The organism is Vibrio ruber DSM 16370 (assembly GCF_900163965.1).
Lineage (GTDB): Bacteria > Pseudomonadota > Gammaproteobacteria > Enterobacterales > Vibrionaceae > Vibrio > Vibrio ruber.
This window is the reverse complement of sequence record NZ_FULE01000069.1, coordinates 1-15,015: the sequence shown is the minus strand read 5'-3', so window position 1 is coordinate 15,015 and position 15,015 is coordinate 1. Positions and strand designations below refer to the sequence as shown.

The window sequence follows — 15,015 nt, the reverse complement described above, 5'->3', positions numbered from 1 at the left end:
CGGAGCCTGACGACTTATCTGATTTTATCGCTGATGACGCATTACCTGAATTTGATGAACTTGCAGCGCTGAACGAATCTGATGTGCCGCAGACTGATGCAGATGAGCCAGCGCCCGAACAACCGGAGCCTGACGACTTATCTGATTTTATCGCTGATGACGCATTACCTGAATTTGATGAACTTGCAGCGCTGAACGAATCTGATGTGCCGCAGACTGATGCAGATGAGCCAGCGCCCGAGCAATCGGAGCCTGATGACTTATCTGATTTTATCGCGGATGATGCACCGGATGTCGCTGCAGAAACTGACTTCGCTAGCGAACCATCTGACTTTGTTGATGAAGAGACCGGCCTTGAGCATTTCCCGAGAACGTCTATTGATGAAGATACGTTGGGTGAGTTGTTAGATGAAAACGCTGAGCCGGATCAGTATGTTTTTGAGCCAAATCTGGATGAAGATCGGATCGCCAGTGCAGGGATGGATTTCGATTCGATGCTGAGTATGGGCGGAGAAGACTGGAATGGATTCAAGCTTTCTCCGGAACAACAAGCATCGATTCCTGATGAAGTACCGGAAGAAGAGCTGGATGTCTGGCGAACTGAGAACCAAACAGATGAACCTCAGGCTGATTCGGAAGATTGGGAAGTTCAGGATGACTTATTCTATAACGAGTCTGGACAGCAGCGTCATTTAACTATCGATGAGCTTATGTCTCAGGTTGAAGGACATGAACATCCTTTTGAAGAGGTCGATCTCAAACTGGATGTTGGGTTAAATGAGTTCCCGGATGTTATCGGAGATATCACTAATGTTGATGTTGATAGCAATGCAGAAGCAGCAGGAAAGCTGGATCTTGCCAAGATTTATATCGAAATGAATGATGAAGCCGGAGCAGTGAAATTGCTGGAAGAAGCGATTGTTGATGGCAATGATGATATTCGTCAGGCTGCAAAACGCTTGATTGACGGGCTGAACCGAAGAAGTTAACGCATGAGTGACCTGATCCACGTTGTGCTGTTCTCTTGTGGAATGAAGGTGACAAGTGTTGTTGTGGATTAGAAATTTTTTCAATTTACGATTATACTGCCGCCCCTGTTTGACAAGAGATGTAGATGATGAGAATCGCTCTAGGTGTTGAGTATCACGGCGCTCATTATTATGGCTGGCAGCGGCAGCGGGAGGTTCCTAGTGTTCAGGAGGCTTTGGAAAAAGCGTTGAGCCAAGTCGCGAACCATCCGATAGAGGTTCAGTGTGCCGGCCGGACTGATGCCGGGGTTCACGGTACGGGGCAGGTTGTCCATTTTGATACCGATGTACAGCGAAAGACCGCAGCATGGACGATGGGTGTGAATGCAAATTTACCTCGGGATATTGCTGTACGATGGGCACAGGAAGTTCCGGATTCGTTTCATGCTCGTTTTTCTGCGATAGCGAGACGCTATCGGTACGTGATATATAATGATAATTTACGCCCAGCCATTTTATCGGCGGGTGTCAGCCATTATCATGGTGATTTATGTGTGGAAAGGATGCACCGAGCAGGACAGTTGTTGTTAGGGGAGAATGACTTTACCTCTTTCAGAGCTGTTCATTGCCAGTCTCGTAGCCCGTGGCGGAATGTCATGCACTTACAAGTCACTCGCCACAATCGTTATGTTGTGATTGATATTAAAGCCAATGCGTTTGTACACCATATGGTCAGAAATATTGCGGGGAGTCTGATTGCTGTCGGCAGAGGTGAACAAGAACCTGAATGGATTCAATGGCTATTAGATGCTAAAGATCGGAAACTTGCTGCTGCAACCGCAAAAGCAGAGGGACTTTATTTGGTTGAAGTCGAGTATCCACAAGCATTCAATCTACCGGAGCAACCCGTTGGTCCGTTATTTTTACCTGATGCATTGAACGAATCGTGTGAGTCCGGTTCAAATCATGAATTCAGGTTGTTGTAACGTCGTTTCACGAAGGTACAACCAGTTTTTTATCAACATACCGAGGTTTATGTGATTTAATCCTGTGGGTGTTTATTGTCGAATAATTTTCTCTTGCCGTTGCAAGGGAGAGGAGTAAGGGTCTTCCACATGAGTTGGCTTGAAAAAATTTTAGAGAAAAGCAATATTGTCAGTTCGCGAAAAGCATCGATTCCTGAAGGTGTCTGGACAAAGTGTACGTCTTGTGAACAAGTCCTTTATTATGCTGAGCTAGAACGTAATTTAGAAGTTTGTCCCAAGTGTAACCACCATATGCGGATGAGTGCGCGTCGCCGTCTGGAAAAATTTCTTGATGAAAATAATCGCCACGAAATTGGTGAGACGCTGGAACCGCAGGACAAATTAAAATTCAAAGATTCAAAACGTTATAAAGAGCGACTCGCTGCAGCGCAAAAAACCAGCGGTGAAAAAGATGCCTTAGTCGTGATGAAAGGGGAGCTGTATGGTCATCCTCTCGTTGCGTGTGCGTTTGAGTTTTCTTTTATGGCGGGTTCAATGGGCTCTGTGGTTGGGGCTCGTTTTGTCAAAGCCGTAGAAGCTGCAATTGAAGCCAAGTGCGGCCTGATCTGTTTTTCCGCCAGTGGTGGTGCCCGAATGCAAGAGGCATTAATGTCTCTGATGCAAATGGCAAAAACCAGTGCTGCGCTGGAGCGTTTATCTCAAAATGGCCTGCCGTTTATTTCTGTCATGACCGACCCGACCATGGGCGGGGTTTCGGCAAGTTTGGCGATGCTCGGAGATATTAATATTGGTGAACCGAAAGCTGTAATTGGGTTTGCCGGACGTCGCGTGATCGAGCAGACGGTACGTGAAGACCTTCCTGAAGGCTTTCAGCGCAGTGAGTTTTTGCTGGAGCATGGTGCGATTGATATGATTGTTGACCGCCGTGAAATGCGGTCTCAGGTTGCAAGCCTGTTGGGTAAGATGATGAATTACCCAGCACAAGCTACAGAATCGGGAAATGATAACACTTATGCGGTACCCGAAGCCGAAAAAAAAGAGTAAAGTAGTTCTCCCATATATCAATACTATGCTTGTTTAATGAGTCAGAACGCTATACCACAAGCCACATCTTCGTTATCGGTGTGGCTTGATTACTTATCCAGTATCCATCATTCATCCATAGATTTAGGCCTTGATCGTGTTCAGGTCGTGGCTCAGAGAGCTAACCTTTTAAAGCCTGCACCAACGATTATTACGGTTGCCGGTACAAATGGTAAAGGTTCTACCTGTGCGATTCTTGAAGCTATCCTGCTTGCTGCGGGATACTCGGTGGGCGTCTATAGTTCCCCGCATCTTATTTGTTATAACGAACGCGTCCGAATCAACGGCAAGGTATTAGCCGATGAAAAGCATACGTGTGCTTTTGATTTTATCGAAAAACAGCGTGGCACGACGAGTCTGAGCTTTTTTGAGTTCGGGACGCTTGCTGCATTGCGGTTACTGCAAGAAGAGCAAGTCGATGTCGCAATTCTGGAAGTTGGCTTAGGTGGCCGGTTAGATGCGACTAATGTTGTTGAGCATGATGTTTCGGTGATCACAAGCTTAGCTATCGATCATATTGATTGGCTGGGGAATGACTTGGGGCAGATTGGGTATGAGAAAGCGGGGATCTTCCGGGCCGGCCGGCCGGCGATATGTGGTGAACCTCATCCACCGGCAACCGTTGCTGCCTATGCCGATGAAATCGGCGCTGAATTCTTTCAGGTCGGGATTCAATTTGATTATCAGCTTGCAGAAGATGGGTGGCATTGGCAGCATGGTGCTTTTGATCTCCGTGATTTACCGAAGCCGCAATTGCCGTTACCCAATGCTGCAACCGCTTTGATGGCGCTTGGATGCGCCGGGTTAGATATCAGTGATATGGATATTGTTGCGGGCTTGGCGAGTGCGACCCTGCCTGGCCGAATGCAGCAGATTAGTCAGCAGCCGGTTATTATTCTTGATGTTGCACATAATCCGCATTCTGCCCACTATCTGGCATCGCAAATGAAGCAGCGTTTCTCTGATAAAAAAATTCATCTGGTCATTGGTATGTTACATGACAAAGATATTCAGGAAACGATCACCGCGTTATCACCGGCTGTTGATCACTGGTATCCTGCATCTCTGAGCGGGCCGCGTGCTGCTTTCGCCAGCGAGTTGAATCGCTATATTCCCCTTCCTAGTCAAACCTATGAATCACCCGTTCAGGCTTTTAAAACAGCGATGACACGAGCAGATGAAAATGATGTCATTATCGTCGCAGGTTCGTTTTATACCGTTGGAGAAGTTTTGGATTTTTGGAATAAACGAGGAGTGTAAACAGAGATGGCAAGTCGATTCCAAAGTCGTTTAGTTGGAACCGTTGTATTGGTTGCACTTGGTGTCATTATTCTTCCGGATATTCTGGATGGGCAAAAATCACACTACAAAGAAGATGTTGCCAGTATTCCACTGAAGCCCGATGTCGAACAAAAAACAGAACAGTACCAAATTTTAGAGCCGGAAACCGATCAGCTTTCTGTACCTGATTCACCCGTTTCAGTGCAAGAAAATACAGATGAGACTTCAGCGAATGATACGGTTGCTGTTCAGGTTCAGACATCGTCTGACTCAGATGATTTTCAGAGTAGCGGCTGGATTATTCAGCTGATGGCTCTCAAAAATAGTGACAATGCGAAAAAACTCGTAGCAGACTTGCAAAAACGAGGTTATCAGGCGCATACCAAACAAGAAAATGGTTATACACGGGTGATTATCGGACCTGATGTTTCAAAAAGTAAAATGGAAAGACAACTGGCAGAATTGGAAAAAATTACCGGTGCAAAGGGCCAGTTGCTCAAATTTAAGCCACTAAATCCGTAAGAAAACGTTTGCGTCGCCATTTTTTCTGTTAGAATGCGCGCCATCTTAGAATGAGTGAATGTATGAACTGGTTAGATATTGTCATTTTAAGTGTGATTGGCCTGTCAGCACTGATCAGCCTGATTCGTGGTTTTGCGAAAGAGGCGTTGTCACTGGGAACATGGCTACTTGCATTTTTTATTGCAAGCCACTATTACCCAAAGTTGGCTGTTTATTATACGAATATTCAGGATGACATGTTCCGCAATGGTGCTGCGATTGCGACGTTGTTTATTGCAACATTAATCGTTGGTGCGTTGGTGAATTATGTTATTGCCCAGCTTGTACAAAAAACGGGGCTTTCAGGGACTGATCGGGTTCTTGGGGTGGTGTTTGGCGGACTCCGAGGCGTGCTGATCATTGCTGCGCTTCTGTTTTTTATGGATGCGTTTACTGCGTTTCCAAGTTCAAAATGGTGGGAAAACTCACAATTAGTGCCACAATTTCGGTGGATTATTGTGCAGTTTTTCGAGCATTTGAAAACATCATCTAGTTTTCTTACCGGTACGGTATAAACCGGCCGGTATAATGTCGCAAATCGAGGATTAAGACATGTGTGGTATTGTTGGAATTGTTGGTTCAACGCTTGTCAACCAGTCCATCTATGATGCTTTGACCGTGTTGCAGCATCGCGGCCAAGATGCCGCTGGTATTTGTACCATAGATAGCAATCGTTTTCGTCTGCGTAAGGCAAATGGATTGGTTACAGATGTATTTGCTGCAAAGCATATGCAGCGCCTTCAAGGAACGGTTGGCATTGGGCATGTTCGTTATCCGACAGCGGGGAGTTCAAGTGCATCCGAGGCGCAGCCTTTTTATGTCAACTCACCGTTTGGTATCACACTGGCTCATAATGGTAATCTCACCAATGCCCAGCATGTCCGTGATAAGTTATTTGAGAAAGACCGTCGTCATGTTAATACAACGTCTGACTCCGAAGTGTTGTTGAATGTTTTGGCGCATGAAATTGATACGGTTAAAGGTAATGTAACGACTGAAGATGTGTTCAGAGCCGTTGCCAGTGTTCACCGTACGATTAAAGGCGCTTATGCTGTCGTTGCGATGATTATCGGCCATGGCATGATTGCATTCCGGGATCCAAACGGTATTCGTCCACTATGTCTGGGTAAACGCGATGTTGGCGGACGTACGGAGTACATGGTTGCTTCTGAGTCGGTTGCATTGGATGCGGTCGGATTCGAATTTATGCGTGATGTTGCTCCCGGGGAGGCCGTTTATGTCACCTTTGAAGGTGAGCTCTATACACATCAGTGTGCTGATAATCCTCAGTTGAATCCATGTATTTTTGAATTTGTTTATTTTGCCCGTCCCGACTCATTCATTGATCAAATCTCTGTCTATAGTGCGCGGGTCGAAATGGGCAAAAAATTGGGTGAGCGAATTCAGCAGGATTACGCGGATCTCGATATTGATGTTGTGATTCCGATCCCTGAAACGTCTTGTGACATTGCATTGCAAATCGCACAGGCGCTGGATAAGCCTTATCGACAAGGTTTTGTTAAAAACCGTTATGTCGGCCGGACATTTATTATGCCGGGTCAACAGCAACGTCGTAAGTCAGTGCGCAGAAAACTCAATGCCATTCGTTCTGAATTTAAAGATAAAAATGTGCTGCTGGTGGACGATTCAATTGTCCGGGGTACGACATCAGAACAGATCATTGAAATGGCTCGCGATTCTGGTGCTAAGAAAGTCTATATGGTTTCTGCTGCCCCGGAAATTCGTTTCCCGAATGTTTACGGAATCGATATGCCAAGTGCCAATGAACTGATTGCTCACGGTCGGGATAATGAATCTATCTGCCGTCAAATCGGTGCCGATGCATTAATTTTCCAGACAATTGAAGATCTCGTGAGTGCTGTTGGTATCGGTAATCCAAATATCAGCCGCTTTGAAACCTCGGTCTTTAACGGTGAATACGTGACGGGTGATATTGATCAGGATTATCTGGATTATCTGGAAGCGATGCGAAACGATGACGCCAAAGAGCAAAAAGAGATTCAGCAAGAGCTGGCCAGTCTCGAACTCTATAATGAAGAAAACTGAGGCTCTTAATGCTCTAACAGTATTACTCAGAATAAAATTTACAATTTGAGTGGTATGATGAAAAAGGCTTCCTGATGGAAGCCTTTTTATGGGATTAAAATTCAGTGCGATACAAGAATATTATCAAAGCTACAGAATCATTGCCGCAATCCAGCCGAAGATAATCAGCGGGATATTGTAGTGAATAAATGTGGGAACAACGGTTTCCCAGACGTGCTCATGCTGTCCGTCTGCATTGAGCCCCGATGTCGGGCCAAGTGTCGAATCAGAGGCCGGAGAACCAGCATCACCGAGTGCTGCGGCTGTGCCGACCAAGGCGATTGTGGCCATCGGTGAGAAACCAAAAGCAGCTGCCAGCGGAACATAAATCGTTGCAATAATCGGGATGGTCGAAAATGAAGAGCCGATCCCCATGGTGACTAACAGACCGACGACCAGCATCAGCAGGGCGGCTAACGGTTTATTATCTCCGATAGTATGAGACAGAGATGCAACCAGTGATTCGACCCCGCCAGTCTGTTTCATGACTGCGGCAAAGCCTGCGGCAGCAATCATGATGAAGCCGATCATTGCCATCATATGAACGCCTTTCGTAAAGACATCATGGGTCTCTTTCCAGGCAATGACCCCGCCGAAGTTGAAGACCATAAAGCCAGTGAGGGCACCGATAATCATCGAACCGGTAGATAATTGCACACCAAGAGCCGCAATAATACCGACGACTGCCGTCATAATATATCGGCCATTAATGGTATGTTCTGAATCGGTGTGAACAACGGTCAATTCGGTTTTACGGTATTCTCTGGGTTTGCGATAACTAAAGAAAACCGCAACGAACAGCCCAAAGAGCATCCCGGCTCCGGGCAGTAACATCGCTGCCGGAATCTGGCTCGCCGTGACATTGACCAAGCCATTCTCCTGCAGATTTTTCAGCAGAATATCTCTTAAGAAAATCCCCCCGAAACCGATAGGAAGAACCATATAAGGCGTAATCAGGCCGAATGTGAGAATACAGGCAATCAGACGGCGGTCTAACTTGAGTTTGGCAAAAACGCCCAATAGTGGCGGAATCAGAATCGGAATAAATGCGATATGAACCGGAATAATGTTCTGGGAAGACATGGTTACCAGCACCAGCGCGGTCAAAATCGCATATTTCAGTCCGGTTTGCGTTTCCTGCTGCTCTTTACCATGAATTTTTCGGATCACTGTATGGGCGACCAAATCGGTCAGGCCGGATTTAGAGATAGCGACGGCAAATGCACCGAGCATGGCATAGCTGAGTGCGATCGTCGCACCACCGCCAAGGCCGCTTTCAAACGCAGCGACCGATTCATTCAGGCCCATGCCTGAAACAAGTCCGCCAATGATCGCACTAAATGTAAGTGCGACGACAACGTTCACACGAAGCAGTGCAAGTATCAGCATGATACAGACTGAAATAACGACAGGATTCATACGATTCTCGTGTTGTAATATTTTGAATGAAGTTTAGTTTTGTTCTGGTTCGGCATCGGGTAACGGCCATCCGCCTAAGGCCTGCCATTTATTGACAATCCCACAAAAAAGCTCAGCGGTTTTCTGAGTGTCATAAAGTGCTGAGTGCGCTTCTTTGTTATCAAATGGGATGCCAGCGGTACGACAAGCTTTTGCCAGTACGGTTTGCCCATAGGCGAGACCGCTTAACGTCGCGGTATCGAATGTGGCAAAGGGATGAAAAGGCACTCGTTTAAGGTGGCAGCGCTCACTGGCAGCCATCACGAAGCGATGGTCGAACGTCGCATTATGGGCGACAATGATTGCCCGGCTACACTCCGCTTCTTTTTGTTCTTTGCGCACTTGCCGATAGATTTCTTTGAGGGCTTCCATTTCACTGACAGCTCCGCGAAGCGGGCTGAATGGGTCGTAAATACCATTGAACTCCAGTGCTTCTTTTTCCAGATTGGCACCTTCGAATGGCTCGATATGAAAATGGAGCGTGGTTGCCGGTTGAAGTTGTCCTTCTGCATCCATCTTGAGTGTGATGGCACAAATCTCAAGGAGGGCATCTGTTTGTGCATTAAAGCCTGCTGTCTCGACATCGATGACAACGGGCAGATATCCCCGAAAGCGATTTTTTAAACGTGGTGTGTTGTTTACTTCCGTCATTTTGACCATAACCTATATATCAGGGCTCGCATTATTGCAGATTATACGCCTGATAAAAACCGCAGATATTGATTAAAATGTTGAGGGTTATGGGTTGCAACGCAAGAGTGGCGAGGTTTTTGCATTTCCTTTCATGTTCCAACGTGATGTGGCAAGAAGGTGCCACTTCAGTTGTCTGTTTGGGAACCTGATGTTTGAGAGAATAACATGTCTATAAAGTATGGGTTGATTGCCAGTTTAGGAGCTATTTTGAGTCTCTGGGGGAATGTCGGATATGCGTTGCAAAAGCATTATGTGGCAACGCCCCAGCAATCAAAATGGGAAATGGTGTCTGATACGCCGCTTGAGTGTCGGCTTGTTCATCCGATCCCGTCTTACGGTAATGCTGAGTTTTCTTCCCGGGCAAGTAAAAAGTTGAATCTCGATTTTGAATTGAAGATGCTGCGTCCGATGGGGGAAACCCGCAATGTATCTCTGGTGTCGATGCCACCGGCATGGCGTCCGGGAGACAGAGCGGAACCGGTCTCGCATTTGAAATTTTTTAAACAGTTCGATGGTTACATCGGCGGTCAGTTAGCCTGGAATTTACTCAGTGAGCTGGAGAAGGGGCGTAATCCGACATTCAGCTATGAAGAGTGGCAAGATCGGGATCGTTTGATTGAGGTATCGTTATCTTCGGTTTTGTTCCACAGCAAGTTCAATGATTTTAGCAATTGCCTGAGTCGTTTGTTGCCGTATAGTTTTGACGATATTTCGTTTACGATATTGCATTATAATCGGGACAGTGTTCAGGTGAATAAAGCATCGCAGAAGCGTTTGGCTCAAATTGCGGAATATATTCGCTATAATCAGGACATTGATCTGGTCTTGGTTTCCACCTATACCGATGGTTCCCGTTCAAAGAATGAAAGCCAGAGCCTGTCTGAGAAACGTGCAGAAGTGCTGCGTGACTATTTCAAATCACTGGGATTGCCGGAGAATCGGATTCAGGTAGAAGGATATGGTAAGCGTCGGGCGATTGCCAATGACATGACACCGATTGGTAAAGAAAAGAATCGCCGTGTGGTCATTTCGTTAGGCCGGACACAAGTGTAATTCCCGACATAAAAAACAGGCAGCTTCGTTCGCTGCCTGTTGCATCAGTGGTTTGTTTGTCTTGATGACGAGAATCATCTTACTGCGAATTGATTAACCCTGAAGACCGGCACTCGCCTGTTTATTCTGAATTAATTCCACCATGTAGCCATCCGGGTCTTTGATAAATGCGATATGGGTTGTGCCGCCTTTGACCGGACCCGGTTCACGAGTGACGTCGCCACCTGCATCTTTAATCGCCTGACAAGTCTGATAAATATCATCAACGCCGATAGCAATATGACCGTAGGCATTGCCTAAATCATATTCTTCAACGCCCCAGTTGTAAGTCAGTTCGATAACGGCACCTTCTGACTCATCGCTGTAGCCGACAAACGCGAGTGTATATTTGTATTCCGCATTTTCATTTTTACGCAGCAATTTCATTCCCATGATGTCGGTATAAAATCTGATTGAGCGTTCTAAATCTCCGACACGTAACATGGTATGTAAAATTCGGTTGTTAGACATTGCTTACTCCTGAAATGACTGGATATTATTTTTGAGTCGCTCATCTGATGACGAGCGGTTGTATCAGTTTAAAGAACATGGCAAACAAGCGCAAATGTCACCGCTGTTCCAGTTGGGGAATGTTCGCAACAAATTGCTCGTTGAACGGGTGAATATGTTGATTTACTGGAAGAGAAATCCGTCAAACTGTGGGTCGTCGGCATCAGATAAATGAAATAAAGTCTGTTTGACATGTTCCAGATGTTGCCACATTGCTTCTCTTGCTGCTTCGGGAGAACGTCTTTGCAGGGCAAACAGGATTTTCTCATGGTCTTCCAGCCAGGCACTTCGATAGTTTTCATTAGTGATGCGGACATGAAGCTGACGCCACATCGGGCTTTCATCCCTGCGTTGCCAAAGATCCCGGACTATGTCGCATAACACACTGTTTTGTGAGGCATGGGCGATGGCTAAATGAAACTGTTCATCACCATCGTAGTCACCATGACCGGTTTCAAGCTGCTTCCGTTCAATATCCAAAGCTTCGCGAAGTTTCGAAAAATCATTTTTAGTGAGATTTGTCGCTGCAAAACTGGCAATCTGGCTCTCAATGATCTGACGAGCTTGTAACAGTTCAAATGGTCCGATATCCGAGCGTGTTTTGGGTTGGGATGCCAGCGGGTGTTGTTGGGGTTGGATGGACAGGGCAATCACGTAAACCCCGGAGCCTTTGCGTACTTCGACCAGCCCTTGCAGTTCAAGCATGATAATCGCTTCTCTGACGACTGAGCGGCTGACCTGCATGGCTTCGGCAATGTCTCTTTCCGGCGGCAAACGATCACCGAGATTAAATTCCCCGGAAAGGATGCGCTGCTGAAGAATCAGACCGATTTCCTGATAAAGACGTTTCGGGGGCGTAATCGAGGTATTCATAGCGCCATCTCTTTCATTATTCAGTCTTTTCTTTAAACTCACATAGGTCTTCAATAATACAACTGCCACAGCGTGGCTTGCGGGCGATGCAGGTATAGCGACCATGCAGAATCAGCCAGTGGTGTACATCGACTTTGAATTCTCTCGGAACGACTTTCAGTAATTTCTGTTCAACTTCGTCGACATTTTTGCCCGGAGCCAATTTGGTTCGGTTGGACACACGGAAGATATGGGTATCAACGGCAATCGTTGGCCAGCCAAAAGCCGTGTTGAGAACGACATTGGCTGTTTTACGTCCGACGCCGGGCAGTGATTCCAGCGCATCCCGGTCTTCCGGTACTTCACCTTGATATTTTTCGAGCAGAATCCGACAGGTTTTGATGACGTTTTCAGCTTTAGAATTAAATAAGCCGATGGTTTTGATATAGTCTTTCAGCCCATCAACACCCAGTTCCAGAATCGCTTGCGGTGTATTAGCAACCGGATATAGCTTATCGGTGGCTTTGTTGACGCTCACATCGGTCGCCTGGGCTGAAAGCAGTACAGCGATCAGGAGTTCGAAGGGCGTATTCCAATTGAGTTCAGTTTGTGGGTTGGGATTATTTTCCCGTAATCGTTCGAGAATTTCGATTCGCTTTAGCTTATTCATGACGCTGTTGCTTCCGGTTGAAATAAGTATGACTGAAGTGTCATGGCTGTTAATTCTGTGGTTGTGATTATTGAGTCACTTTCGTGACCCGGGCTCTCTCAATCTGTGGTTTGGTTTGTTTTGGTTGACGAGAAGCCAGATATTTATCAATACAGCTTTTTAATGCAATTAAAAAACCGACACAGATAAATGCGCCCGGAGGGAGTAGTGCAAGCAAAAAACTATTGTCCAGATGCAATATGTCTATCCGGAGAACTTTAGCCCACTCTCCCAGTAACAGATCAGCACCATTGAACAGGGTGCCGTTACCGAGCAGCTCGCGAATGGCCCCTAACACAACCAAAACGCTGGTCATTCCCGTTCCCATCCAGAATCCATCTAAGGCGGAGGGCAGTACATCATTTTTAGAGGCGAATGCTTCAGCGCGACCGATAATAATACAGTTGGTGACGATCAGCGGAATAAAGATCCCTAATGATAAGTACAAACCAAATGCAAATGCATTCATCAACAGTTGCACACAGGTGACCAGTGCTGCAATGATCATCACGAATACCGGAATCCGCACTTCTTTCGGCACATGGTTTCGAACCAGAGAAACGGTAACATTGGAGCTGACCAGTACCGCAAGCGTCGCAATTCCCAGCCCCAGCGCGTTGGTAATCGTTGAAGATACTGCGAGCAGCGGACATAACCCGAGCAACTGGACTAGGGCGGGGTTGTTGTTCCACAAACCATTTTTCATCAATACCTGTGATTGACTCATGATTGGCCTCCGTGACAATTGTAGGGTTGACGATAAAGCTGCTCTCGATTTTGATCAACAAATAGCGTGATTTTCTTAACGGCTTTCACCACAGCTCTTGGTGTGATGGTTGCGCCCGTGAATTGATCAAACTGTCCGCCATCTTTACGCACTTTCCACTGCGATTCGTTTTCGGCTGTCACTTGTTGACCGGTAAATCCCAGTATCCAGTCACTGATACGGCGATCAATTCTATCTCCGAGACCGGGGGTTTCATGGTGGACAAGAACGCGAGTTCCGGTAATTACACCTTGATTATTTATCCCGACAATCAGTTTAATAGCACCGTTGTAACCATCGGGTGCAATCGTTTCAATGGCTAACCCCGTAGGTACACTATTTTGTTTGGCAATGTAAGCATGTAGTGGCGGTTGCTTGGCTAAATAGGGAAGATTCACAACAGTACACGCCTCGGAAAGAATGTTATCGTGTGTTTGCGGTGGAATGACCTGAGCCAAAATCGTGAGGAGCTGTTTTTGTTCCTGTTGTTCAATTCTGTTTTGGGTCAAGTAATGGGTGATCGCAACCACACCGGTTGATACACAGGCAAAAACTGCGAGGATCACGCCATTTTTTCGTATTGCAGTTAACATCGTGCCCCTCAGTGTCCGTAGGTTCTTGGTTGTGTGTAATAGTCGATCAACGGTACACACATATTGGCGAGAATGACAGCGAAAGCAATCCCGTCAGGATATCCTCCCCAACTGCGAATAATAAAGATCATCACCCCGATAAACGCACCGTAGAACAGGCGACCTTTGACCGTGGTTGACGCTGTCACCGGGTCGGTTGCGATAAAGAATGCACCAAGCATCGTGGCTCCGGAAAAGAGGTGGATCAATGGCGATGTGGTCGTTTCGACCCCAAACAGTTGACACAGACTGCTAATTACAATTAATCCGGAGAGATAAGCAACCGGAATATGCCATTGGATTACCCGAACCCGAATCAGTAGCAGACCACCAAGGAGGTAGGCGAAGTTGACCCATTCCCAGCCAATCCCGGCAATGGTACCGAATTGCTGATGCGTTAATACATCAGCGATTGAATGACCTGTCCGAAATCCATTTTTGATTGCGTCTAGCGGCGTTGCCATGGTGACGCCATCGATGCTGAGCCGTAGCTGTTGCAGGGAGAGCCCGTGATCATCAAATCCGCTGAAAATAACTGAAAGCGCATCAGATAATGAAATATTTTCTGCAGAGAGTGAATGTGGAGGAAGCCAGCTGGTCATCTGGACAGGAAAAGAGATCAGCAACACAACATAGCCAATCATTGCCGGATTAAACGGGTTCTGTCCAAGGCCACCATAGAGCTGCTTGGCTATCACAATCGCAAAAATTAAGCCAATCACCATAATCCACCATGGTGCCAAAGGCGGAATCGCAACTGCGAGCAACCAGGCCGTGACTAATGCACTGTAATCTCTGAGAGCGGCAACTGGAGAACGCTGACGAATTTTCATGATCAGGCTTTCCAGTCCGACTGCGACGAGAATACCGAAAATAAGCTGAATGAATGTGCCCCAGCCAAAAAAATAGGTTTGGGCGATAAGCCCGGGACAAGCCGCAATCGCAACCCACTTCATTAAATCTGAAGTGCTGCGTTTTTGATGCGTGTGCGGAGAACTTGCGATAAAAAATGCCACTACTCTTTTTCCTCCGTATCAGACGCGGATGATTGTGATTGTTGTTGTGCCTTTCTGGCTTTGGCACGGGCAACCGCTGCGGCAACTGCGGCCTTTTTCGGATCAGGTGTGTCCTCAGCCGGTGCGGATTGGGTTTCTTTTGTTGTATCGGCAGCGGTTTGTTCCGCTGGCGACTCAGATTGTTGCTGTGCTTTTCTGGCTTTGGCACGGGCAACCGCAGCGGCAACGGCGGCCTTTTTCGGATCAGGTGTGTCCTCAGCCGGTGCGGATTGGGTTTCTTCTGTTGTAGCGGCAGCGGTTTG

Annotated in this window: 15 protein-coding genes and 2 pseudogenes; 8 read left to right on the top strand and 9 right to left on the bottom strand. The window is 46.7% G+C overall.

The features are described from left to right. From VR7878_RS19690 to purF, 7 genes are all read left to right on the top strand, one after another. On the top strand, positions 1 to 989 hold a 989-nt coding region (locus VR7878_RS19690), incomplete at its 5' end, for a FimV/HubP family polar landmark protein (RefSeq protein WP_306345811.1). Positions 990 to 1,117: 128 nt separating this feature from the next. Further along, positions 1,118 to 1,954, top strand: a complete 837-nt coding sequence (gene truA / locus VR7878_RS19685; RefSeq protein ID WP_077337684.1) for a tRNA pseudouridine(38-40) synthase TruA — start codon at positions 1,118 to 1,120, stop codon at positions 1,952 to 1,954. A 129-nt stretch (positions 1,955 to 2,083) separates the two neighbouring features. Next, complete coding sequence (gene accD / locus VR7878_RS19680; protein ID WP_077337682.1) at positions 2,084 to 2,998, top strand: acetyl-CoA carboxylase, carboxyltransferase subunit beta; 915 nt, start codon at positions 2,084 to 2,086, stop codon at positions 2,996 to 2,998. Positions 2,999 to 3,034: 36 nt separating this feature from the next. Further along, entirely contained in the window at positions 3,035 to 4,297 is a 1,263-nt protein-coding gene (gene folC / locus VR7878_RS19675) for a bifunctional tetrahydrofolate synthase/dihydrofolate synthase (protein ID WP_077337681.1), read from the top strand. 6 nt (positions 4,298 to 4,303) lie between these two features. Further along, the gene (locus VR7878_RS19670) at positions 4,304 to 4,840 is read left to right on the top strand and encodes an SPOR domain-containing protein (RefSeq protein WP_077337680.1); all 537 of its coding nucleotides are present in this window, start codon (positions 4,304 to 4,306) and stop codon (positions 4,838 to 4,840) included. 62 nt (positions 4,841 to 4,902) lie between these two features. After that, positions 4,903 to 5,394, top strand: coding sequence for a CvpA family protein (locus VR7878_RS19665; RefSeq protein ID WP_077337679.1), 492 nt, complete (start codon positions 4,903 to 4,905; stop codon positions 5,392 to 5,394). Positions 5,395 to 5,431: 37 nt separating this feature from the next. Further along, complete coding sequence (purF, locus tag VR7878_RS19660) at positions 5,432 to 6,946, top strand: amidophosphoribosyltransferase (protein ID WP_077337678.1); 1,515 nt, start codon at positions 5,432 to 5,434, stop codon at positions 6,944 to 6,946. Positions 6,947 to 7,075: 129 nt separating this feature from the next. On the opposite strand, the gene VR7878_RS19655 is transcribed toward purF, so the two are convergent. Then, the gene (locus VR7878_RS19655; protein ID WP_077337677.1) at positions 7,076 to 8,404 is read right to left on the bottom strand and encodes a Na+/H+ antiporter family protein; all 1,329 of its coding nucleotides are present in this window, start codon (positions 8,402 to 8,404) and stop codon (positions 7,076 to 7,078) included. 33 nt (positions 8,405 to 8,437) lie between these two features. Next, positions 8,438 to 9,094: a ribonuclease T gene (gene rnt / locus VR7878_RS19650; protein ID WP_077337683.1), complete on the bottom strand. Its 657-nt coding sequence runs from the start codon at positions 9,092 to 9,094 to the stop codon at positions 8,438 to 8,440. 276 nt (positions 9,095 to 9,370) lie between these two features. Between rnt and motY the strand changes: the two are divergent. Beyond that, a pseudogene (motY, locus tag VR7878_RS19645) lies at positions 9,371 to 10,189 on the top strand (flagellar protein MotY); the annotation flags it as partial. A gap of 93 nt (positions 10,190 to 10,282) precedes the next feature. On the opposite strand, the gene gloA reads toward motY, so the two are convergent. The 7 genes and pseudogenes from gloA to VR7878_RS21150 form a co-directional block, all read right to left on the bottom strand. Next, the gene (gene gloA / locus VR7878_RS19640; protein ID WP_077337675.1) at positions 10,283 to 10,699 is read right to left on the bottom strand and encodes a lactoylglutathione lyase; all 417 of its coding nucleotides are present in this window, start codon (positions 10,697 to 10,699) and stop codon (positions 10,283 to 10,285) included. Positions 10,700 to 10,861: 162 nt separating this feature from the next. Beyond that, positions 10,862 to 11,611, bottom strand: a complete 750-nt coding sequence (locus VR7878_RS19635) for an FCD domain-containing protein (RefSeq protein WP_077337674.1) — start codon at positions 11,609 to 11,611, stop codon at positions 10,862 to 10,864. Positions 11,612 to 11,627: 16 nt separating this feature from the next. Beyond that, a complete protein-coding gene (gene nth / locus VR7878_RS19630) occupies positions 11,628 to 12,260 on the bottom strand; it encodes an endonuclease III (protein ID WP_077337673.1) in 633 nt (210 codons plus the stop codon). A gap of 67 nt (positions 12,261 to 12,327) precedes the next feature. Beyond that, on the bottom strand, positions 12,328 to 13,026 hold the full coding sequence (locus VR7878_RS19625; RefSeq protein WP_077337672.1) for an electron transport complex subunit E: 699 nt from the start codon (positions 13,024 to 13,026) through the stop codon (positions 12,328 to 12,330). Continuing rightward, positions 13,023 to 13,658: an electron transport complex subunit RsxG gene (rsxG, locus tag VR7878_RS19620; protein ID WP_077337671.1), complete on the bottom strand. Its 636-nt coding sequence runs from the start codon at positions 13,656 to 13,658 to the stop codon at positions 13,023 to 13,025. The genes VR7878_RS19625 and rsxG overlap by 4 nt, the downstream gene beginning before the upstream one ends. Positions 13,659 to 13,666: 8 nt before the next feature. Continuing rightward, complete coding sequence (gene rsxD, locus VR7878_RS19615; protein ID WP_077337670.1) at positions 13,667 to 14,713, bottom strand: electron transport complex subunit RsxD; 1,047 nt, start codon at positions 14,711 to 14,713, stop codon at positions 13,667 to 13,669. Further along, positions 14,713 to 15,015: pseudogene (locus VR7878_RS21150) on the bottom strand (electron transport complex subunit RsxC); the annotation flags it as partial. The pseudogene VR7878_RS21150 and the gene rsxD, both read right to left, overlap by 1 nt.

What these genes read in the sequence shown, in the direction of transcription:
- purF (WP_077337678.1), top strand. Translation starts at nt 5,432, where the DNA reads ATGTGTGGTATTGTTGGAATTGTTGGTTCAACGCTTGTCAACCAGTCC.
- accD (WP_077337682.1), top strand. Translation starts at nt 2,084, where the DNA reads ATGAGTTGGCTTGAAAAAATTTTAGAGAAAAGCAATATTGTCAGTTCG.
- VR7878_RS19670 (WP_077337680.1), top strand. Translation starts at nt 4,304, where the DNA reads ATGGCAAGTCGATTCCAAAGTCGTTTAGTTGGAACCGTTGTATTGGTT.
- truA (WP_077337684.1), top strand. Translation starts at nt 1,118, where the DNA reads ATGAGAATCGCTCTAGGTGTTGAGTATCACGGCGCTCATTATTATGGC.
- folC (WP_077337681.1), top strand. Translation starts at nt 3,035, where the DNA reads ATGAGTCAGAACGCTATACCACAAGCCACATCTTCGTTATCGGTGTGG.
- VR7878_RS19665 (WP_077337679.1), top strand. Translation starts at nt 4,903, where the DNA reads ATGAACTGGTTAGATATTGTCATTTTAAGTGTGATTGGCCTGTCAGCA.
- VR7878_RS19635 (WP_077337674.1), bottom strand. Translation starts at nt 11,611, where the DNA reads ATGAATACCTCGATTACGCCCCCGAAACGTCTTTATCAGGAAATCGGT.
- gloA (WP_077337675.1), bottom strand. Translation starts at nt 10,699, where the DNA reads ATGTCTAACAACCGAATTTTACATACCATGTTACGTGTCGGAGATTTA.
- rnt (WP_077337683.1), bottom strand. Translation starts at nt 9,094, where the DNA reads ATGACGGAAGTAAACAACACACCACGTTTAAAAAATCGCTTTCGGGGA.
- nth (WP_077337673.1), bottom strand. Translation starts at nt 12,260, where the DNA reads ATGAATAAGCTAAAGCGAATCGAAATTCTCGAACGATTACGGGAAAAT.
- VR7878_RS19655 (WP_077337677.1), bottom strand. Translation starts at nt 8,404, where the DNA reads ATGAATCCTGTCGTTATTTCAGTCTGTATCATGCTGATACTTGCACTG.
- VR7878_RS19625 (WP_077337672.1), bottom strand. Translation starts at nt 13,026, where the DNA reads ATGAGTCAATCACAGGTATTGATGAAAAATGGTTTGTGGAACAACAAC.
- rsxG (WP_077337671.1), bottom strand. Translation starts at nt 13,658, where the DNA reads ATGTTAACTGCAATACGAAAAAATGGCGTGATCCTCGCAGTTTTTGCC.